Here is a 20384-nt window from a genome sequence, read left to right as displayed (position 1 = left end):
GATTGTACGGAATCGTCAATCCGTTCTCATCGCCCCTGATGCCGATGTTCGCCGCTCGGAACGGACCTACGCTGCACTGTGCCCGACGTCAGAGCGCAGGAGATCGCCGCCGAGCAGCACATCGTCGACCGGGTCTACGCACGCCTCGAGCAGATGCGCGCGCAGGCGGGCGCGCTGGAGCGGGAGGGGTACACCCGATCCTCCGGCAGCACGCTGACCGGCCTGGTCGAGCGCGACGCGATGGTGCTGCGCGCCGCCGCGCGGATGCGGGACCTGGACGCCGAGGAGGAGGGGCTCGTCTTCGGGCGCCTGGACTTCGACGACGGGGAGACCTACCGCATCGGGCGCCTCGGCGTCCGCGAGGGCACCGAACCGCTGCTCGTCGACTGGCGCGCGCCCGCCGCCGCGCCGTTCTACCGGGCCACCTCCGGGGAGCCGCTGGGCGTGGTGCGCCGCCGCGTCATCATCTGCCGCGGCCGGCACGTGCTCGACCTCGACGACGACGTGCTGAGCCCGGACCGGGGCGGCGACCTGCGCGTGCTCGGCGAGGGCGCCCTGCTGGCGGCGCTGCGCCGGTCCCGCGGCCCGCACATGCGCGACATCGTCACGACCATCCAGGCCGAGCAGGACCGGGCGATCCGGGCGCCGGCCCGCGGGGTCACGCTCATCACCGGCGGGCCGGGCACCGGCAAGACGCAGGTGGCGCTGCACCGGGCCGCGTTCCTGCTCTACACCGACCGGGGTCGGCTCACCGGCGGGCGCATCCTCGTCGTGGGCCCGTCGACGGTGTTCACCACCTACATCGCCCGCGTCCTGCCGTCGCTCGGCGAGGACAGCGTGCACCTGCGGGCCGTGGGCGAGCTCGTCGACGGCGTCACCGCCACCCGCCGCGACCCCGCCGCCCTCGCCGCGATCAAGGGCCACGAGCGCATGCGGGCGGTGCTGACCGAGCTGATGTGGCAGACGCCGCCGGAGGCTCCGCAGCACCTGCGGATGGTGTACGCCGGGCAGGTCCTGACCCTCGGACCGCACGACCTGCGGGCGGTACGGCGCCGGGTGCGCGACGACGGCAAGCCCAACGAGGCCCGCTCCCGAGCCGCCGCGGCGCTGCTCGACGCGCTGTGGGACCGGCTCGACCAGCGGCATCTCGACCGGGGCCTGTTCAGCGAGGAGGCCCGCGACCGCGGCGAGTTCGCGCGGTTCCTGCGCGCGTGGTGGCCGCCGCTCACCCCGGCGGCGGTGCTGCGGTGGCTCGCCGAGCCCGAGCGGGTCATCGGCCTCGAGCCCGCCGACGCCGAGCGGCTGTCGCGGTCGTACCGCGACGAGGCCGGCTGGTCCGTCGACGACGTGCCGCTGCTCGACGAGCTCGCCGTCCTGCTGGGCGAGCCCCCGGCCCCGCCCCCGGCCCCCGAGCCCGAGTGGCGGCTGCGGGAGCTCGGCGCCGGCCCCCGCCTCGTGTCCACGTTCGTGCTGAGCTGCGGCCTGCGCGACGGCTGGGAGCTCTACGCCCCCGGCCTGCTCACCCCCATGGCCCAGGCCGGCCCCGGGATCGACAACGACCAGATCGGCGCCGCCCAGCGCTGGGCCGAGGCCGTCATCCGGCGCGAGGGGCACCGCGTCGTCGGGTGGGGCGACGGCTTCGACCCGCACGGCGAGGAGGGCTACGTGCCCCGGCTCGCCGAGCCGCTGCTGCCGGACCCGCCGCAGGACGACGAAGCCGACCCGGAGCCGTACCTGCACGTGATCCTCGACGAGGCCCAGGACCTCTCGCCGATGGAGTGCCGGATGATCGCGCGGCGCGCGGCGTTCGCCTCGATGACGGTCGTCGGCGACCTCGGGCAGGCGACCCACCCGCTCGCCGTCACCGGGTGGCCGGAGCTGATCGAGCGGCTGGGCAAGCGGGAGGTGCGCCACCTCGACCTGCCGACCGGCTACCGGGTGCCGCGGGTGATCGCCGACTATGCGGCGCGGGCGCTCGCCGCGGGGATCGCGCCGACGCGCTCGTACCGTCCGGGCGGCACCCTCGACGTGCGGCACGTCGAGGACCTGCACGCCGCGGTGCGCGCGGCGCTGGGCGAGGCCCCGGCGGGGGCGACGGTCGCGGTGATCGCCCCGGACACGCTCGCCCCGGCGCTGCCCGGGCCGGTGGTGCCGGTGAGTCTCGTGAAGGGGCTCGAATACGACCACGTCATCCTGGTGGAGCCGGGCGTCATCGCCGCGGCCGAGCCGCGGGGGACGAGCCGGCTGTACGTCGCGCTGACCCGGGCGGTCGCGGGGCTGGTGATCCTGCACCGCGACCCGCTCCCGCCCGGGCTCGAGCCCTCGGGCCCGGCTCATGACTGAGGCGGGGCCGGCGGCGCGGCATCTGGACTCCGCCCCGCTCCCACCCCCCCTCATGCGGCAGGCCTCAGGAGCAGGCGGCGCCGTTGAGCGTGAAGCCGGTCGGGGCCGCGCTGTTGCCGGTGTGGTTGGCCTGGAACCCGATCGTCGTCGAGCCGCCCGGCGGGATGCTGCCGTTGTAGCTCACGTTGGTCGCGGTGACCTGGCCGCTGGACGGCGAGTAGGTCGCGTTCCAGCCCGACGTGATGGTCTGCCCGGCCGCGAGGCTGAACTTCAGCGCCCAGCCGTTGATCGCCGACGAGCCGGTGTTGGTGATCGTGATGTTGTCGGTGAGGCCGGTGTTCCACGGGTTGACCGAGTTCGTCACCTTGCACGCGCCGCCGCCGCCGTTGTTCGGGGGCGGGCTCGACACGCCCGGCGTGGTCGGGGTCGGGTTGCCGCCGCCCGTGCCCTCGCTCACGGTGATGCTGGAGCTGCCGCTGCTCTGGTAGCCCTCCGTCGCGAGGATCTGGTAGTCGTGCGAGCCGAGGTTCAGGCCGAGGGCCGCCCACGCGTTGAAGTGGTTGGCCGTGGTGATGGTGCCGCCGGTGCGCTTCTGCTGCCGGACGCTCCAGTACTGGTAGAACGTCGCGTTGCCGATGATCGACGGCTGGTTCACGCGCTGGGTGCGGTAGATGTCGTACGTGCTGCCGTCGGTCGTCACCGAGCCGAGCCGCTGGGCGCCCGTGCTCGGGTTGTAGCTGCCGTAGTTCTCCACGACGTAGTACTCGATCAGGGGGTTGGTCGTCCAGCCGTACAGCGCGAGGTACCCGTTGCCGTTGACGTTGAAGGTGCCCGAGTAGTTCACGGTGTGGCTCGAGCCGGGCTTCCAGCCCTTGCCGACGACCGTGTTGTTGATGTTGCTCCACTGGACGCTGTACGAGCCGGCGGCGCCCAGGTTCATCGTGACGTTGCCGTTGTCCTTCCAGTACGAGAAGAAGTAGCCGTTGTGGGTGCCGGTCGTGTTCGCGGTGACCGTGCGGTCGGCCTCGGCGTGGGCGGTGCCGGCCAGCACGAGCGAGGTCGCGGCCAGCGCCGCGGCACACGCGCCGGCGACGAGGAGCCTTGCCTTCATGCGGGGTCCTTTCGGGTCGACGCTCGTCGATGGCGGCAGTGTGGGTTCGGGCCGCGGCGCTTGTCAATGCGTTCCGGAAGGGCGGTGTGGGCCGTGAACTGGCCGTTTGCGGCGTGTCGTGCGATTTCGGCGCCGGAAGTTGCAGAACCTGGATGAAACTTGCGAGCGGGTGTGACCTGCGCGGAAAGCCTTCAAGGGACGGGTCCGGCGGCCGATGGGTCGATCCGTGACCGCCGAACGCGCCCCGATGCGCCATGTCGTGGCCACGCTCGTGATCGCGGCCGCCGGCGCACTGTGGTTCGTCGTCTGGATGCTCACCGGCGTGGGCCCCGCCGCCGTGGCCTTCCTCGCGCTGCCCCTCGGCGCCGCGACCGCCGCCGCGGCCGCCTTCGACCTGCTCCGGCGGGCCCCGCTCAGCCGCCCGGCCCGCCGGTTCTGGCGGCTCATGACGGTCGCGTTCGGTGCCCTCGGCGTCGGCTACACCATCCTCGCCGTCGCCGCCTTCCGCGACGCGCCCGTCCTGCCCGTCATGCCCCCGGCCGCGGCCGCCTTCGCCGGGGCCGGGTTCCTCGTGGCGATGTGGGCCATGGGGCGGGTCCCGCTCGGCATCACGAGCTCGGGGGACCGCTGGCGGCAGTGGCTCGACCGCTCCATCGCGTTCTTCGGCTGCGGCACGGTGCTGTTCCACTTCGGCCTGGCCCCGATGATCTCCGGCGACCAGGTGTGGAGCGTCCAGGCGCTCATCCTGCTCGGGATGTCCTTCGCGCTCGCGATCGGCGGCATCACCAAGGTCTCGTACATCCGCGGCGGCCCCATCGACCGGGTCTCGCTGCGCCTCATCGGCCTGTGCGGGCTGGTCGGCGCCGGTGTGGCCGTGCTCATGGTGCTCGGCGGCGACCCGGGCACGATCCCGGCCCAGGCCGTGGTCATGCCCATCGCACCGGCGTTCGGCGCCCTCGCGGTGCGGCGGCAGTGGGGCTTCACCGAGGCGAGCGTGGGGCGGTCGAACACCTGGCTGCCGTACCTCGCCGTCGCCGCCGTCGACGTGCCCCTCATCGCCGTGATCCCGGGCGCTCTGACCTGGACCGACAAGCTCGTGATCGTGGCCTCGGTGTGCGTGACGGGGCTCGTCACGATCCGGCAGTACGTCGTCTTCCGCGAGAACGCCCGTCTGCTGCGCGAGAAGCGCGCCTCCGAGGAGCGCCTGCAGCACGAGGCCACCCACGACGGCCTCACCGGCCTGGCCAACCGGGCCCTGTTCCGCCGCCGGCTCGGCGAGCAGCTCGAGGCGGGCGGCGCCACGGTCCTGCTGGTCGACCTCGACGACTTCAAGATCATCAACGACTCGCTCGGCCACGACGTCGGGGACCATCTGCTCATGGCGGTGGCGTCGGTGCTGCGGGACGGCGCCGGCCCCGACGGCCTGCCGGTCCGCCTCGGCGGCGACGAGTTCGCCGTGCTGATCACCGAGCCCGCGGTCCTCGGCGAGACGGTCGCCCAGCGCATCCTCGACGCGTTCACCTGCCCGCTCAGCGAGCACCGGCTCCTCGTGCACGCCAGCGTCGGCATCGCCACGGCCCCTGCCGGCACCCCGCTGGACCGCCTGCTGCGCGACGCCGACGTGGCCATGTACGCCGCCAAGGAGCGCGGCAAGAACAACTGGGTCCGCTACCGCGACGGCATGCGGCCGCCGGTCGTGGTCCACGCCCAGCTCGGCGGCGAGATGCGCCGGGCCCTCGACGCCGGCGAGTTCACCGTCCACTACCAGCCGATCATGTCCCTGCACACCGGCCGCATCGTCGGCGTGGAGGGCCTCGCCCGCTGGCGCCACCCCACCCGCGGCATGATCCCGCCCGCCGAGTTCATCCCGGCCGCCGAGAGCACCGGCCTGATCGTGCCCCTCGGCCGGTTCGTCCTGCGCGAGGTGTGCCGCCAGGCCGCGCTGTGGCTGGCCGAGTTCGGCCCGGACGCCGTGCAGAAGGCCGGCCCCAACGTCTCCGCGCGCCAGCTGCACGACCCGGACTTCGTCGCCGACGTCCAGGCCGCGCTCGCGGACGCCGGCCTGCCCGCCGACCGCCTGGTGCTGGAGCTGACCGAGTCCGCGGCCCTGCGCGGCCAGCAGGTCTCGCGCACCCTGCGCGAGCTGCACGCCCTCGGCGTCCGCATGGCCCTGGACGACTTCGGCACCGGCGAGTCCTCGCTGAGCCTGCTGCGCGCCTTCCCCGCCGCGATCATCAAGCTCGACAAGTCCTTCGTCGACGGCATCGAGCTGGACGCGCCGGGCACGCCCGAGGCTGACGCGCGCCAGGCCGTGGCCCGCGCGGTCATGCAGCTGTCCCTGGCGCTCGGCCTCGGCACGGTCGCGGAGGGCATCGAGAACCAGCAGCAGGCCGACCGCCTCATCGAGCTGGGCTACTCCCTGGGCCAGGGCTACCACCTGGCCCGCCCGATGCCGGCGGCGGAGCTGACCGCCCTCCTGGCCGCGCAGCACCTGACGGCCGCGGCCTGAGGGCCGAGCCACCCGATCGCTCCGGCCACGAGTTGGTGCGTCGCCCGGTCAGCCGTAGCGGAGGTCGCGGGCGAGGCGACGGTACTCGGTCGCCAGGTCGGCGTCGACGCCCGTGCCGCAGGCGTCCGCAAGCGCCGGCTCCAGCGCCGGCCGCGATCGCACCAGCCGGACGCGCAGGGCAAGCGGCGGGTGGCCGGCGAACCATGACGCGGACAGCGGCGGTTCGGCCGGGGCGTGCGCCCGCACGTCGTCGCCGAGCGCACGCCAGGCGGTGAGATCGGGCCGGTCGTCGCCGGCCTGACGGATGTGGCGGCGCAGGACCGTCACCATCGGCTCGCGCAGCCCCAGCGTGTCGAGCATCGCGAGGGTCGCCGCCGAGCCCGCGACCCGGGCGGCCTCGGCGTCGGCGCGGTACTCGGCGCGGTGGACGTCGGCCCGGGCCGCGCTCGCGAACAGCAGCCGGCCGCCCGCCGCGATCCAGCGCAGGACGGCGTTCACGGGGCCGAGGATGAGCTCGGCGTACCAGACCGTGCCGACGCCGGCGCGCATCGGGCCGCCGCCCGCGCCCGCCATCGCGCCCAGGATCGCCGGGTCCTGCAACGCCCGGACCGAGGTGTCGCGCCGCGGCTCGAACAGGGCCACCAGGGCGGTCAGACTGCGGTCGACGGACCCGGCCGGACCGCTGCGCAGCGGGTCGCCGTTGGTGAAGTGGGCGAGTTGATGCGCCACGAGCGCGGTGCGCTGCAGCGGGGTCAGCACGGCGAACAGCGGGACCCCTATGCGCAGGTACCGCCGGCGCAGCAGCCCGGTCGTCCCGCCGTCGGCCTCGAAGGAGTCGTCCACGACGATGATCCGCGGGCACCGGGTGCCGACGGCGGCCGCGACCTCGGCGACGAACGCGTGCAGGTGCGGCGCGTCGGCGCGATCGAGCCGCGTCGAGTAGCGGGGGAGCCCGGCCGGCCTGGGCAGCAGGACGGCTCCGAACGCCAGCAGCACCACGCCCGGCAGCACGGTGATGCTCGGAAAGTCCCGCACGACGAGCCAGGCGCCGCCGCCGAGTGCGGCGATCGCGGCGAGCTGGATGAGGATGGCCATCAGCGTGACGACCACCCGCGCGGGGCCCCACCCGGGCGGTCCCGCAACGTGCCCGGCGAGCTCGGCCGCGAGCCGTTCGTCCCGGGCGAGGGCGCGGCGGGCGGCCCGTCCGGCCACGCGGTTCATGGCATCGATGGTAGTCGAAGGTGGCCGGCTGTCCGGCGGGATGTGGACGGCGACACGGTACGGGCCAACCTTCGTGGGTAACAGGCCCGCATGCGTATCGGGTATTTCCTGTCCTGCGAGGAGTACACCCCGGCCCAGCTGATCGAGCAGGCGCGCCTGGCTCAGGACGCCGGGTTCCAGGGGCTGTGGATCTCCGACCATTACCATCCGTGGAACGACGAGCAGGGGCAGAGCCCGTTCGTCTGGTCGATCATCGGGGCGCTCAGCCGGGTCGTGACGATCCCGATCACCACGGCGGTCACGTGTCCCATCCAGCGCATCCACCCCGCGATCGTGGCCCAGGCGGCCGCGACGAGCGCGGTGCTGCACGACGGCCGGTTCGTCCTCGGCGTCGGCACCGGCGAGGCCCTCAACGAGCACATCACCGGCGAGCGCTGGCCCTCGGCGGCCGAGCGGCTGGAGATGCTCGAGGAGTCCATCGAGGTGATGCGCAAGCTGTGGGACGGCGGGTTCGTCAACCACCGCGGGCAGTACTACACCGTCGAGCAGGCGCAGGTCTACACGCGGCCGCAGACGCCGCCCTCCGTCTACGTCTCCGCCTTCGGCCCCAAGGCGCTGGACCTGGCCGGCCGGATCGCCGACGGCTACATCCTGACCATGCCCGACGGTGACCTCGTGCGAGGCTTCCGGGAGGCGGGCGGCGGCGACAAGCCCGTCCAGGGCGGGTTCAAGGCCTCGTGGGCGCCGACCAAGGAGGAGGCCGTCGCCACCGCGCACCGGCTGTGGGCGAACTCCGGCGTGCCGGGCGAGCTGTCCCAGGTGCTGCCGTCGCCGAAGCACTTCGAGCAGGTCTCGCAGCTCGTCACGCCCGAGCAGACGGCGAAGGCGATCGCCTGCGGCCCGGATCCCGCGGCGCAGGCCTCGTACCTGCGGCAGTACGAGGAGGCCGGCTTCGACGAGGTGTACGTCGCGAACATCGGCCCGCACTACGCGGAGCTCATCGATCTGTACCGCAAGGAATTCCTGTAAGGAGACCGCGCTGAGCGGCCACGAGGACGCCGGCCGCGAACGCCGCCTACAGTTGGTGCCCGTGAGGATGGCGGGGCGGCGGGTGCACCGATATCTGCTGCACGCGCTCGCGCTCATGGAGTCCGACGCGCTGCACCGGGCGGACGTCGACTGGCCCGCCGCGCGGGCCGACGCCGTCGCCCGCTGCGCCGGGGCGCTCACCTACGCCGAGACGCATCCGGTCCTGGCCGAGGTGCTGCGCCGGGCCGGCGGGCCGCACAGCGGGCTGCGGCCACCCCGCCGGAACGAGACCGCGCCCGCCGCCGAGCCGCCCGCCGCCGCACTGCCCACCGGCGAGCTCGCCGGCGGCGTGGCCCGGCTCCGCCTCCCCGGCTGCGTCGCCGGGCGGCGCGCATATCGCGACGCCGGGCGGCGGCTCGTGCGGGCGCTGGCGTCCGCCGAGCCGGCCGGGTGGATCGTGGACCTGCGCGGCAACCGGGGCGGGAACATGTGGCCGATGCTCGCCGTCGTCGCCCCGCTGCTGCCCGACGGCGTCCTCGGGCACTTCGTGGCGCCGGGCCGCCCCGACCAGACGTGGGAGCTGCGGCGGGGGCGCATCCTGCTCGCCGGCCGCGTCATGGACCGGGCCGGCGCCCCGCCCGGCCGCGCCGCGGGCCGGCCGCTCGCGGTGCTCACCGACGGCCTGACCGCCAGCTCCGGCGAGGCGGTCGCGGTCGCCTTCCGCGCACGCCCGGACGTGCGCGCGTTCGGGGCGCCGACCAGCGGCATGACCAGCGCCAACCAGACCCACCGGCTGCGCGACGGCGCCCGCCTGCACCTGACCGTCGCGTACTTCGCCGATCGCGACCGCACCGTGCACCGGGGACCGCTGCCCGTCGACGGGCCCGCCGAGGCCGCCGAGGCCTGGCTCCGCCGCCCCGACGGGTGAGGCAGGTCGCCTTGCCGCCACTGACCGGTGGGTGCTCACCCGTGCTGACACGATCGGCCGTGGCCCGCGCAGAGCGCGGGCCACGGCCGATCGGCTAGACCGTCGCCGGCTCCTGGGCCGGGGCCACGCGGACCGGGCGGTCGCCCAGCAGCCGCTCGGCCAGCGGCGCGAAGATCAGCCCGATCACGCCCCACAGCAGCGCCTGGGCCGCGACCGCGTACAGGCGGAACTCGTAGAGCAGGTCGGCGTCGAAGCCGGGGAAGACGATGTCGCCGGCCTCGTTGCGCAAGGGCAGCGGCGTCTCCGTCGCGTGCTTGCCGTAGTCGGCGACGTTCGTCGGGAGCCGGCCGAAGTCCGGCAGCAGCGCGATGAGCAGGCCGGTCGCCACGACGAAGGCGGCGCCGGCGAGCAGGGTCGCGGTCCAGGTGCCGAAGCGCGGCTGCAGGCGCTGGCCCAGGATCACGGCCAGGATCAGCAGCAGCACCGAGGCCAGGACCATGATCAGGTAGTACGCGCTGCGCTGCCCGATCGTCTCCTCGTGCCCGACCGCGGGCGGGTTCGCCGGGTACTTGAGGAACGGCACGAGGTACATGGTCAGGAAGCCGGACCCGGCCAGCAGCAGCGCCAGGTTGCGCGGGCGGACGTTGCCGACCCGGCCGAGGCAGATCGCGTAGGCGACCGCGAACAGCGCGCCCATCGCGAGCCCGAAGAGCACCATGCCGACGCCGATGCCGAGGTTGCCCTGCACGGTGCGGCTGAACAGCTCGCCGCCCCCGTGCGCGTGGTCGGCCGCGCCCGCGGCGTGCTCCAGGGCCTCCTCGGCCTCGCCGCGGCCGCTCTCGTAGTCGATCGCGTCCTGAATCAGCGGCTCGGCGAAGATCCGCGCGAACACGAACGCGACCAGGCCCGCGACGAGCCCGGCCAGGGCGCCGCGGGCGATGATCCGCTTTTCCATGAGTTCTCCCGCGCTCAGTGGCAGGGGAAGCCGAGGAAGTGCCGGCCGTCGTGCACGAACTCGTGCACGTGGGCGTCGTTGCCGAAGATCGACACCGCGCCCTGGTCGACGCCGATGAAGTAGTACACGAGCAGGGCGAGCGCCGCGGTGCCGGCGAGCCACACCAGCGACCGGGACAGCGGGATGACGACCGGCGTCGCGACGGCGCCGGGGGTGGGCGAGGACACGCTCACGAGGAGCCTCCTTCAGGGATTCTGCGTCCCTCTTGTAGTGGCGATGCGACGATGGAGGGTCTGACTCACCGGGTGGACCCGGTTCACAGTGGCGCGACCGTGCCGGACTCACACCGGCTTCCTGTCACCGTCGATGGCGCCGACGCTACGGCCCGTGCGGGCACACCGTCAATCGCGGGCCACGGTCAGTGCCGCGATTCACGATCTTGCGGACCGGCGCGCGATTGTTTCGCGCCACGGGCGCCGGGTAGCGGCAAGGGGCCCGCAATTTTCGCGAAGGGGACTGACCGGATGAATTCCCGCAAACCGACCAAGGTTGTCAAGGACGTGGTGGAGGCCGCCGCCGCGAAGGTCGCCGACGCGGCCACGCCCGACGTGCCCGGCAAGCCCGGCAGCGTCACGCCGTCGCTGAGCGAGCCGACCACGCCGACCGGTCCGCCGCCGCCATCGCCGGAGCAGGGCATGCCGGCGCCGCTGACCCCGACGGGTGTGCCGACCGGAGGGCCGCCGACCGCCAACGCGCAGCAGGGCGAGTACCTCACCACGTCCTACGGCGCGCGGCTGCCCGACACCGACCACTCGCTCAAGGCCGGTCCGCGCGGGCCCATCCTGCTGCAGGACCAGCATTTCCGCGAGAAGATCACGCACTTCGACCACGAGCGCATCCCGGAGCGCGTCGTGCACGCCCGCGGCGCCGGCGCCCACGGCTACTTCGTCGGCTACGGCACCGCCGACCGGCTGTGCCAGGCGAAGTTCCTGGGCAAGGACGTGCGCACCGACGTGTTCGTGCGGTTCTCCACCGTCCTGGGCTCCCGCGGCTCCGCCGACACGGCTCGCGACACCCGCGGCTTCGCCACGAAGTTCTACACCGACGAGGGCACGTTCGACCTGGTCGGCAACAACATGCCGGTCTTCTTCATCCAGGACGCGATCAAGTTCCCGGACGTGATCCACGCCGCCAAGCCGCACCCGGACCGGGAGATCCCGCAGGCGCAGTCCGCGCACGACACGTTCTGGGACTTCGTGTCGCTGCACACCGAGGCCCAGCACCACACCATGTGGAACATGTCGGACCGGGGCATCCCCAGGTCGTTCCGCATGATGGAGGGCTTCGGCGTCCACACCTTCCGGATGATCAACCGGGCCGGGGAGACCGCCCTGGTCAAGTTCCACTGGAAGCCCAAGCTCGGCGTGCACTCCCTGACCTGGGAGGAGGCCCAGCTCCTCGGCGGGATCGACCCCGACTTCCACCGCCGTGACCTCTACGACGCCATCGAGTCCGGCGCGTTTCCCGAGTGGGAGCTCGGCGTGCAGGTCTTCCCCGACACGCCCGAGGAGACCTTCGCCGGCGTCGACCTGCTGGACCCGACCAAGATCGTCCCCGAGGAGCTGGCCGCGGTGCAGCCGATCGGCCGCATGGTGCTGGACCGGACGCCGACGAACTTCTTCGCCGAGGTCGAGCAGGTCGCCTTCCACCTCGGCCAGCTGCCGCCCGGCATCGACGTCACCAACGACCCGCTGCTGCAGGGCCGCCTCTTCTCCTACGTCGACACCCAGCTGACCCGGCTCGCCGGCCCGAACTTCAACCAGATCCCGATCAACCGCCCTCACGCGCCGGTCAATGACATGCTGCGCGACGGCTTCCACCAGGATGCGGTGCACGGCGGGGTGGCGCCGTACCGCCCCAACTCCCTCGACGGCGGCAACCCGTTCACGGCGACGGCCGAGGAGGGCGCGTTCGTCGAGGCGCCGGTGGTGGTCGCGGAGGCGCCCAAGGTGCGGGCGAACCCGGCCTCGTTCGACGACCACTTCAGCCAGGTCCGCCTGTTCTGGCTGAGCATGTCGCCGATCGAGCGCGAGCACATCGTCAACGCGTACACCTTCGAGCTCTCCCACTGCTACCACCAGCAGATTCGCGAACGCCAGCTGCTCAGCCTGGCCAACATCGACCCGGTCCTGTGCGAGCTGGTCGCCACCGGCCTGGGCCTGCCGGTGCCCGAGGCGACGGTGCCCCTGGCCCAGGTGACGCCCAGCCCGGCGCTGTCCCAGGTGGGCCGCGAGTGGCCCGTCGACGGGCGGGTCATCGGCATCGTGATCGGCCCGGAGCCCGCCGACGCCGAAGGGGTCGTGGGGCTGCGCCTCGCGGCCTTCGCCGCCGGCATGGTGCCGTTGGTGATCGGCCCGCGCGGCGGCGTGATCGGCGACCTCACCGTGCAGCGGACGTTCGCCGGGGCGCGCTCGGTCGAGTTCGACGCGCTGCTGCTCGCCGCCGCGCCCGCGCCCGGCCCGGACGCGCTGCCGTCCCGGGACGCGAAGGCCGGCGCGTCGGACTCGCCGACCGTCGACCCGCGGGTGCTGCTCATGGTGCAGGAGTGCTGGCGGCATGCGAAGCCGATCGGCGCCTGGAGCCGCGGCGTGGAGGTGCTGCGCCAGACGGGCGTGGCGCAGACGGCCGGTGTCGTCACGGCCGACAGCGCGACGGCGGCCCTGGAGTCGCTGCAGCCCCTGCTGGCGACCCACCGGGTGTGGGAGCGTTTCGGCAGCTAGGAATCGCGCCGGGGGCGCGGACGGCCGATGCGGATCGGGTGGGCGCCCGGGTGTGCCCCGGGTGCCCACCCGGCCGTCACTTCGCGAGGGTCCGCAGCCGCTCCAGCAGCGGCCGGGCCGCCTCGTCGAGGAAGCGCTGCTGCAGCGCGTCGCCGACCTGCACGAGGGCGATGTCGGTGAAGCCCGCCTCCAAGAACGGCTTGACGCTCTCGGCGAGCTCGTCGAGGTCCGGGCCGCACGCGATGGAGGCGGCCACGTCGTCCTTGCGCACGAACCGCGACGCGGCCTTGAAACCCGCCGGGGTCGGCAGGTCCGCGTTGACGAACCAGCCGCCGCCGAACCAGCGGAACTGCTCGTGCGCCAGATCGATCGCCTGCTGCCGGTCGGGGGCCCAGCAGATCGGGATCTGCCCGATGGCCCGCGACCTCGGCGAGCCGGACGGCCGGGCGTCGTGCCAGCCCGACACCAGCTCGGCCTTCGGCTCGACGGCGATGAGGTGGTCGCCGAGGGGCGCGAAGCGCTCCACCGAGTGCTCGCCGGAGACGGCCAGCCCGATCGGCACCCCGTCGTCCGGGCAGTCCCACACCCGGGCCGAGTCGACCCGGAAGTAGTCGCCGTCCCAGGTGACGAGCTCGCCGGTGTGCAGCTCCCGGATGATCGCCACGGCCTCCTCGAGCATGTCGTGGCGCTGGGCGACCGGCGGCCAGCCCTCCCCGGTGACGTGCTCGTTGAGGTTCTCCCCGGCGCCGAGGCCGAGGATGAACCGCCCCTGCGACAGCAGCTGGATCGTCGCCGCCTTCTGGGCCACGACCGCCGGGTGGTACCGCTGGATCGGGCACGTCACGTAGGTGGCGAGCTCGACCCGGGAGGTCGCGTGGGCGACGGCGCCGAGGACCGACCAGGCGTAGGGCGCGTGCCCCTGCTCGGTGAGCCACGGCGAGTAGTGATCGCTGCAGACCTCGAAGTCGAAGCCGATCTCCTCGGCCTGCACCGCGTAGCGGACGAGTTCCCGAGGTCCGCTCTGCTCGGTCATGAGGGTGTACCCGAAGTTGACCATCACGCGCGGACGGCGTCCAGGGCCTTCTTCAGCGCCGCGGGCTGGGTCGGCTCCGTCGGCGCCTTCGGCTTGAGCTCCAGCATCTTGGCGCCGATCTCCTGGAGCTGGTTGCGCCCGAGGCCCTCGCGGACCTTCGGGAACCACTCCTGCTCCTCTTCCTCGATGTGGTGGGTCACGTTCTCGATGAGCACGGTGACCTTCGCGTCGAAATGTTCGTCGCCGGCGTCCATGGTGGCGAGCTCGAAGCAGAGCACGTCGGCGACGTGGTGCTCCTCGTAGGACTCCAGCACGTCCTCGTCGAGGTCGGGCAGGAGCCGGCGGACCTCGGGGTACATGACCTCGTTCTCGATGTACGTGTGCACCGTCAGCTCGTGCAGGATCTGCTCGACGATCTTCGCCTTGGCCTCGGCGGGGCCCTCCTGCGCGGCCTCGAACTCCTTGAACAGCCGCTTGACGGTCTTGTGGTCTTCCTTCAGCAACACGATGGCGTCGGTCGACATCGACTCTCCTTGCCGGGTACAGGGCCTGTCTCAGGTCCGCGTACCCGCCTCGGAGCTGCGCAAACGGTTGAATCCACTGCGGTGGAAAACCAGCGGCGCGGCCGCGTGGTCCGCGTCGAGGTCGTGGATGCGCAGCAGCACGATGTCGTGGTCGCCGGCCGGGTACTCCTCGTGGATGCTGCAGTCCAGCCACGCGCACGCGCCGTCGAGCAGGATCTCGCCGTCGCGGCTGGAGCGCCAGGTCGCGCCGGCGAAGCGATCGCCGCCGCGCTGGGACAGCTGCCGCCCCAGGCGCTCCTGGTCGGCCGCGAGCACGCTCACGCCGAGCCGGCTCGCGCGGCGCAGCACCGGCCACGTGGTCGAGGTGCGGGCGATGCACACCGAGGCCAGCGGCGGGTCGAGGGAGACCGACGTGAAGGAGCTGGCGGCGAGCCCGACAGGGATGCCGTCGACGACGGCGGCGATGGCGGTGACGCCGGTCGGGAACGCGCCGAAGACCCGGCGCAGGTCGGTCGGGGACAGCAATGCGGGAGCGGTCATCGGTTCGGCCCTGCTTTCCGCTGGTGTACCGGTCATGAGAAGTCTAGCCGAAGTCCTACTAAAGCGATAGGGATAGGTGGGACCGGAGCGTGGTGCCGGCGTACTCGGTGCGGTACAACCCCCTGGTCTGCAGCTCGGGCACCAGCCGGTCGACGATCTCCTCGACGGTGCCGGGCAGCCGCTCGGGCAGCAGGTTGAACCCGTCCACCACGCCGTCGCGCAGGTAACGGCCCCACTCCTCGGCGACCTGCCCGGGCGTGCCGACGAAGCTGTCGTGGCCGGGGCTTACCTCGATGACGAGGTCCCGGATGGACAGGTTCCGCGCGGCCGCCAGCTCCCGCCAGGCCGCGATCCGGGCCAGCTTGCCGGTGCGGTGCTCGATCGGGATCGTGCCGCGCGACGGGTCCAGCTCGTCGGCGGTGGGGTCGATGTCCGGCAGCGGGCCGTCGGGGTCGTAGCCGGAGAGGTCCTTGCCCCAGTACTGCTCCAGGAACGCGATCGCCCGCGGGCCGGTGGTCTGCTCGCGCTTGATCCAGCGGGCCCGGTCCCGGGCCTCGGCCGCGGTGTCGCCCAGCACGACGGTGGCGCCCGGCAGGATGCGCACCGCGTCCGGGGCCCGCCCGTGCGCGGCGAGGCGGCGGCGCAGGTCCGCGGCGTACGCGGCCGCCTTCTCGTAGGACGTGTTCGCCGAGAACACCACGTCGGCGTGGCGCGCGGCCAGCTCCCGGCCGCCGGGGGAGTCGCCGGCCTGGAACAGCACCGGGCGGCCCTGCGGGCTCGGCGGCACCGCGCCCACGGCGTCGAGCGTGAGGATGTCCCGGGCGGCCGTGACCCGCTCGCCGCGCCAGAGCGCCTTGGCCGTCTCCACGAACGCGCCGGCCCGCTCGTAGCGCCGCTCGTGCGGCAGCCAGCCGCCGTGCCGGAAGTTCTCCCCGGTCCAGGCGTTGTCGGTGGTGACGATGTTCCAGCCGGCCCGGCCGCCGGAGACGGCGTCGAGACTGGCCAGGCGGCGGGCCAGGTCGGCCGGGTAGTTGTAGGTGGTGTTCTGGGTCGCCACGAGCCCGATGTGGGTCGTCTCGGCCGCGAGCGCGGCGAGCTGGGTGATGGCGTCGGGCCGCCCGGCCACGTCGAGCGCGTGGACCTGCCCGCGGTTCTCCCGCACCCGCAGGCCCTCGCCCAGGAAGAACGCGTCGAAGAGGCCGCGCTCGAGGGTCTTGGCGACGTGGACGAACGTGTCGATGTGGGTGTGGTCGGCGAAGTCCGGCTCGGTCCACAGCAGGTTGGGCCCGACACCGGTGAAGAAGACGCCGAGGTGCAGCCGGCGGGTCATGCGACCTCCGCTTCGCTCCGGACCAGTCATGCGACCTCCGCTTCGCTCCGGTCGCACGACCTGTGAGCTGAGTTGATGATGACTGGCCCCTCCGCTTCGCTCCGGACCAGTCATGCGTGCCTCCGGGCGAGCGCGTAGCGGTTCTCGGGTCGCGGCAGGCCGAGCGCCTCCCGCAGCGTGCGGGCGGTCGAGGGGCTCGGCACCCGGGGCAGTGCCGCGCCGGTGCCGCGCAACAGCACCCCGTCGGCGACGCCCCGCAGCTGTTCGATGTCGTACGACACCGGCACCGACGCGAACACGAGCGGGCCGCCGCGCGCGGGCAGCCGGTCCGGCTCCGCGACGACGACGTCGAGCCGGTCGGTGATGCCGAGCGCGGCCGAACCGATCACGACCACCTGGCCCTGCGGCGGGCGCGGGGTGATGAGCGGGCCGACGACGGAGAACCCCTCGCCCTCGAAGTGCACGTGGTGCACGCGCGCCGGGTCGAGGAACCGGCCCGTCGCCACGTCCCTGATGACGGCGTCGTCCTCCCAGGAGTCCCACAGGCCGCGGGCGACGTCGACGACGTCGCGGACCTCGCCCGGGTCGACCTCGGTGCGCCCGACGGTGGCCAGGGCGGCCGGGTCGCTCGTGGCCCCGACGAGCCAGCCGGCCCGGCCCAGCGACGCGTGGTCGAGGCTGGCGAGCTGGGTGGCGAGGTGGAACGGCTCGGTGGTGCTGGTGTGCAGCGCCGGGGCGAGGCCGATCCGGGTGGTGCGCCGGGCCAGGAACGCGGCCCGCACCCCGGCCTCGATCCCGCCGCGCAGCGGGTCGTCGGGGAGGGTGACGAAGGCGTACCCGGCGGCCTCGGCCTCCAGCACGCGCCGTTGCAGGGACTCGAGGTCGGGCGCGTCGACCTCGGCCGCGAAGAGCAGCCTCATGCCGTCACGTCCGCTTCGCTCCGGACCGCTCATGCGGTGGCCCCGCCCACGAGCGCGGGCACCCGCACGGCCCGGAACGCGGTCCGGCGGCGCAGCTCGAAGCCGATGGACTCGTACAGCCTGATCGCGTTGGTGTTCGTCGCCGCCGCGTGCAGCAGGGGCCGCTCGCCCCGGGCCCGGATGCCGTGCGCGACCGCCCGCACGAGCCGGGTGGCGAGGCCCTGGCCCCGGAACGCGGCATCGGTGCACACGGCCGAGATCTCCGTCCACCCTTCCAGGCGCAGCCGCTCGCCGGCCAGCGCGATCAGCCGCCCCTCGCGCCGGATGCCCAGGTAGGTGCCGAGCTCGATGGTGCGCTGCCGGAAGGGGCCGGGCTTCGTGCGGGCGACCAGGTCCAGGATCTCGGGCACGTCGGCCGCGCCGAGCACGACCGCCTCCGGGTCGGGGCGCGCGTCGACGGCGACGTCGAGCAGCTGCACGCCGCCCGCGTCCTCCACGACCTCCCACGAGGGCGGCGGGGCGGGCGCGTCCCCGGTCACGGCGGTGACCGCGCCCGGCCCGGCGAGGGCGGCCACGTCCGGCCACACCTCCGGCCCGGCGTCGGGGTGGACGGTCAGGAACGGGGCCACGTCGGGGTGGTAGCACACCGCGTTGCCGACGGACCCGGCGAAGCGCGCGTGCGGTCCGTGCAGGGCGTGCCAGGCGGGGTTGTCCAGAACGTGCTTGGTCATCGTGCGGCCTCTGGTTCGAGAGTGGGTACGGCTGCCAGCAGGGTCTTGGTGTAGTCGTGCACCGGACGGTCGAAGACCGAGCCGACGGGGCCCTGCTCGACGACCCGCCCGGCGCGCATGACGAGCACCCGGTCGGCGAGGTGGTGCACGACCCCGAGGTCGTGGGAGATGAACAGCAGGGCGGTGCCGTCGGCGGCCTGCAGCTCGGCCAGCAGGTCGAGGACCTGGGCCTGGATGGACACGTCGAGGGCGGAGACCGGCTCGTCGCAGACCAGCACGTCGGGCCGGGGCCCGACGGCGCGGGCGATCGCGACCCGCTGCCGCTGCCCGCCGGAGAGCTCGCGCGGGTGGCGGCGCAGGTGGGCGGGGCCGAGCCCGACGCGTTCGAGCAGCTCCACGACCCGGTCCCGGCGGGCCGGACCGCGCAGCCCCAGGGGCTCCGCGACGAGCTGCTCCACGGTGTACCGCGGATCGAACGACGACCGCGGATCCTGGGCGATCACCTGCACCCGCCGGCGCAGCGGCCGCCGCCGGCGCTCCGGCACCCCGCTCCACCGCGTGTCCCCGAGGTGCACGGTGCCCGCCTCCGGCTCCAGCAGCCCCAGCGCGATGCGCGCCAGGGTGGTCTTGCCGGAGCCGGACTCGCCCACGACGCCGAGGGTCTCGCCGCGGGCGAGGGTGAAGCCGACGTCGTTCACGACATGCCGGTCCCCGTAGTGGTGGTGCAGTCCTTCGGCCCGCAGCACGCTCCGCTGGGCCTCGACGGCCCGCGGCGGGAGGGGCTCCCGCTCGGTGCTGCTCAGCCGCAGCCCCTTCGACGCGGCCGTGGGCACGGCGGCCAGGAGCAGCCGGGTGTACTCGTGCCGGGGCGTGGTGAGCACCTGCGCCGTCGGACCCTGCTCGACGATCACCCCGTCGTGCATGACCAGCACCCGGTCGGCGATGCCCGCCACCACGGCCAGGTCGTGGCTGACGAGCAGCAGCGCCGACCCGGCGGCCCGGCGCTCGGCCAGCAGCCGCAGCAGCTGCGCCTGCACGGTGACGTCGAGCGCGGTCGTCGGCTCGTCGGCGATGAGCAGGGGCGGGTCGGCGGCGATGGCGGAGGCGATGAGCGCGCGCTGGCGCAGGCCGCCGGAGAGCTGGTGCGGGTACTGCCGCGCCCGCTCGGCCGGCTCGGGCACGTGCACCGCCTCCAGCAGCGCGGTGACCCGGGCCGCACGCTCGCCCGGCGCGCCGATGCCGTGCGCGCGCAGCACCTCGCCGATCTCCCGCCCGACCGGGTTGAGCGGGTCGAGGGAGACGAGCGCGTCCTGCAGCACGAGCCCGGCGACACGGCCCCGCAGCCGCCGCCACTGCCGGTCGGTGAACCCGGCGGTGTCGCGGCCGTCGAGCCGCAGCGCGTCGGCCCGCACGTCCGCGCCGGGCCCGGCCAGCCCGACGAGGGTCCGGGCGGTGACGCTCTTGCCCGAGCCGCTCTCGCCGACGACGGCCACGCACTCGCCGCGCTCGACGGTGAAGCTGATGCCCCGCACCGCGGGCACCGGCCCGGGGAACGTGACCCGCAGGTTGTCCACCTCGACCAGCGGCGCCATCAGTGCCGCCCCTCGAAGCGCCGCTGCAGCCGCCGGCCGAGCGCGGTCAGCGAGATGACGGTGACGGTCAGGGCGGCGCCCGGCAGGATCGCCGCCCACCACGCGACGCGCAGGTAGTTGCGGCTCTCCGAGAGCATCGCGCCCCACTCCGGCGACGGCGGCTGCGGCCCCATGCCGAGGAACGACAGCGCCGAGGCGTTCACGATCGCGGTGCCGAGGCCGATGGTGGCCAGGATCGGCAGCGGGCCGAGCACGTTGGGCAGGATGTGCCGCCAGGCGAGCCGGGCGCGGGACAGGCCGAAGGTGACGGCCTGCTCGACGTAGCCGCTGCGGCGCACCAGCAGCGTCTGCGCCCGCACGATCCGGCCGTAGCGGGGCGCGAAGGCCAGCGCGATGGCCAGCACCAGGCTGGGCGTGCCCGGCTCGGTGAAGGCGATGAACAGCAGCGCCAGCAGCACCTCGGGGAATGCCGAGAGCACGTCGAGGGCCCGGCTGAGCACCTCGTCGGCCCAGCGCGGCGCGAGCCCGGCCAGCAGGCCCGCGAGCCCGCCCGCGACCAGCGAGAGCAGGGTCGACGCGGCGCCGATGGCGAGGGAGTAGCGGGCGCCGTGGACGGTGCGGGTGAACACGTCGCGGCCGAGCTGGTCGGTGCCGAACCAGTGCTCGGCGCTCGGCGGCTGCAGCGCGGCGAGCGGGTCCGCGGCCAGCGGGTCGGTGCCGGAGAGCAGCCGGGGCGCCACCGCCGCGAGCACGATGACGGCCAGCGCGAGCGCCGGGACCCACCACCAGCGCGGCACGCGCGCCGCGGCGGCGGGGACGGGCAGGGCGATGGACATGG

The 20384-nt window shown here is 73.9% G+C and carries 17 protein-coding genes; 5 read left to right on the top strand and 12 right to left on the bottom strand.

The window, feature by feature from the left end; translation table 11 throughout:
- Positions 1-78 precede the first annotated feature (78 nt).
- Positions 79-2343, top strand: coding sequence for a HelD family protein (locus tag ACQP2P_RS25185; RefSeq protein ID WP_433604635.1), 2265 nt, complete (start codon positions 79-81; stop codon positions 2341-2343).
- A gap of 64 nt (positions 2344-2407) precedes the next feature.
- Here ACQP2P_RS25185 and ACQP2P_RS25180 read toward each other — a convergent pair whose 3' ends face one another.
- A complete protein-coding gene (locus tag ACQP2P_RS25180) occupies positions 2408-3454 on the bottom strand; it encodes a glycoside hydrolase family 11 protein (RefSeq protein ID WP_433604633.1) in 1047 nt (348 codons plus the stop codon).
- A gap of 226 nt (positions 3455-3680) precedes the next feature.
- Here ACQP2P_RS25180 and ACQP2P_RS25175 point away from each other — a divergent pair, with 226 nt between their 5' ends.
- Positions 3681-5963, top strand: coding sequence for a putative bifunctional diguanylate cyclase/phosphodiesterase (locus ACQP2P_RS25175; protein ID WP_433604631.1), 2283 nt, complete (start codon positions 3681-3683; stop codon positions 5961-5963).
- A 48-nt stretch (positions 5964-6011) separates the two neighbouring features.
- Here ACQP2P_RS25175 and ACQP2P_RS25170 read toward each other — a convergent pair whose 3' ends face one another.
- Positions 6012-7184 (bottom strand): M48 family metalloprotease, encoded by a 1173-nt coding sequence (locus ACQP2P_RS25170; RefSeq protein WP_433604629.1) that lies wholly within the window; start codon positions 7182-7184, stop codon positions 6012-6014.
- A 90-nt stretch (positions 7185-7274) separates the two neighbouring features.
- On the opposite strand from ACQP2P_RS25170, the gene ACQP2P_RS25165 reads away from it, so the two are divergent.
- Both ACQP2P_RS25165 and ACQP2P_RS25160 read left to right on the top strand, forming a co-directional pair.
- Positions 7275-8213, top strand: coding sequence for a TIGR03557 family F420-dependent LLM class oxidoreductase (locus tag ACQP2P_RS25165; RefSeq protein ID WP_433604627.1), 939 nt, complete (start codon positions 7275-7277; stop codon positions 8211-8213).
- A 67-nt stretch (positions 8214-8280) separates the two neighbouring features.
- Positions 8281-9141, top strand: a complete 861-nt coding sequence (locus tag ACQP2P_RS25160) for a S41 family peptidase (RefSeq protein WP_433619259.1) — start codon at positions 8281-8283, stop codon at positions 9139-9141.
- A 94-nt stretch (positions 9142-9235) separates the two neighbouring features.
- Here ACQP2P_RS25160 and ACQP2P_RS25155 read toward each other — a convergent pair whose 3' ends face one another.
- Both ACQP2P_RS25155 and ACQP2P_RS25150 read right to left on the bottom strand, forming a co-directional pair.
- Positions 9236-10096, bottom strand: coding sequence for a CbtA family protein (locus tag ACQP2P_RS25155; protein WP_433604625.1), 861 nt, complete (start codon positions 10094-10096; stop codon positions 9236-9238).
- 14 nt (positions 10097-10110) lie between these two features.
- Positions 10111-10329, bottom strand: coding sequence for a CbtB domain-containing protein (locus tag ACQP2P_RS25150; protein ID WP_433089431.1), 219 nt, complete (start codon positions 10327-10329; stop codon positions 10111-10113).
- A gap of 291 nt (positions 10330-10620) precedes the next feature.
- Here ACQP2P_RS25150 and ACQP2P_RS25145 point away from each other — a divergent pair, with 291 nt between their 5' ends.
- Entirely contained in the window at positions 10621-12876 is a 2256-nt protein-coding gene (locus tag ACQP2P_RS25145; RefSeq protein ID WP_433604622.1) for a catalase, read from the top strand.
- Between the two features lie 76 nt (positions 12877-12952).
- On the opposite strand, the gene ACQP2P_RS25140 is transcribed toward ACQP2P_RS25145, so the two are convergent.
- From ACQP2P_RS25140 to ACQP2P_RS25105, 8 genes are all read right to left on the bottom strand, one after another.
- A complete protein-coding gene (locus ACQP2P_RS25140) occupies positions 12953-13933 on the bottom strand; it encodes an LLM class F420-dependent oxidoreductase (protein WP_433619257.1) in 981 nt (326 codons plus the stop codon).
- Positions 13933-14433: a hemerythrin domain-containing protein gene (locus tag ACQP2P_RS25135; RefSeq protein ID WP_433604620.1), complete on the bottom strand. Its 501-nt coding sequence runs from the start codon at positions 14431-14433 to the stop codon at positions 13933-13935. The genes ACQP2P_RS25140 and ACQP2P_RS25135 overlap by 1 nt, the downstream gene beginning before the upstream one ends.
- A gap of 30 nt (positions 14434-14463) precedes the next feature.
- Positions 14464-14973 (bottom strand): flavin reductase family protein, encoded by a 510-nt coding sequence (locus ACQP2P_RS25130; protein WP_433604618.1) that lies wholly within the window; start codon positions 14971-14973, stop codon positions 14464-14466.
- A 58-nt stretch (positions 14974-15031) separates the two neighbouring features.
- Positions 15032-16303: an LLM class flavin-dependent oxidoreductase gene (locus tag ACQP2P_RS25125; RefSeq protein WP_433604616.1), complete on the bottom strand. Its 1272-nt coding sequence runs from the start codon at positions 16301-16303 to the stop codon at positions 15032-15034.
- 110 nt (positions 16304-16413) lie between these two features.
- Positions 16414-17223, bottom strand: a complete 810-nt coding sequence (locus ACQP2P_RS25120; protein ID WP_433604614.1) for an LLM class flavin-dependent oxidoreductase — start codon at positions 17221-17223, stop codon at positions 16414-16416.
- A 29-nt stretch (positions 17224-17252) separates the two neighbouring features.
- Positions 17253-17954, bottom strand: coding sequence for a GNAT family N-acetyltransferase (locus ACQP2P_RS25115; RefSeq protein ID WP_433604612.1), 702 nt, complete (start codon positions 17952-17954; stop codon positions 17253-17255).
- Positions 17951-19546: a dipeptide ABC transporter ATP-binding protein gene (locus ACQP2P_RS25110; protein WP_433604610.1), complete on the bottom strand. Its 1596-nt coding sequence runs from the start codon at positions 19544-19546 to the stop codon at positions 17951-17953. The genes ACQP2P_RS25115 and ACQP2P_RS25110 overlap by 4 nt, the downstream gene beginning before the upstream one ends.
- A complete protein-coding gene (locus tag ACQP2P_RS25105) occupies positions 19546-20382 on the bottom strand; it encodes an ABC transporter permease (RefSeq protein ID WP_433604608.1) in 837 nt (278 codons plus the stop codon). The genes ACQP2P_RS25110 and ACQP2P_RS25105 overlap by 1 nt, the downstream gene beginning before the upstream one ends.
- Positions 20383-20384: the final 2 nt, after the last annotated feature.

The organism is Dactylosporangium sp. CA-139114 (assembly GCF_050955725.1).
Classification (GTDB): domain Bacteria; phylum Actinomycetota; class Actinomycetes; order Mycobacteriales; family Micromonosporaceae; genus Dactylosporangium.
The sequence above is the reverse complement of the archived record's forward strand: the minus strand, read 5'-3'. Positions and strand labels throughout refer to the sequence as shown.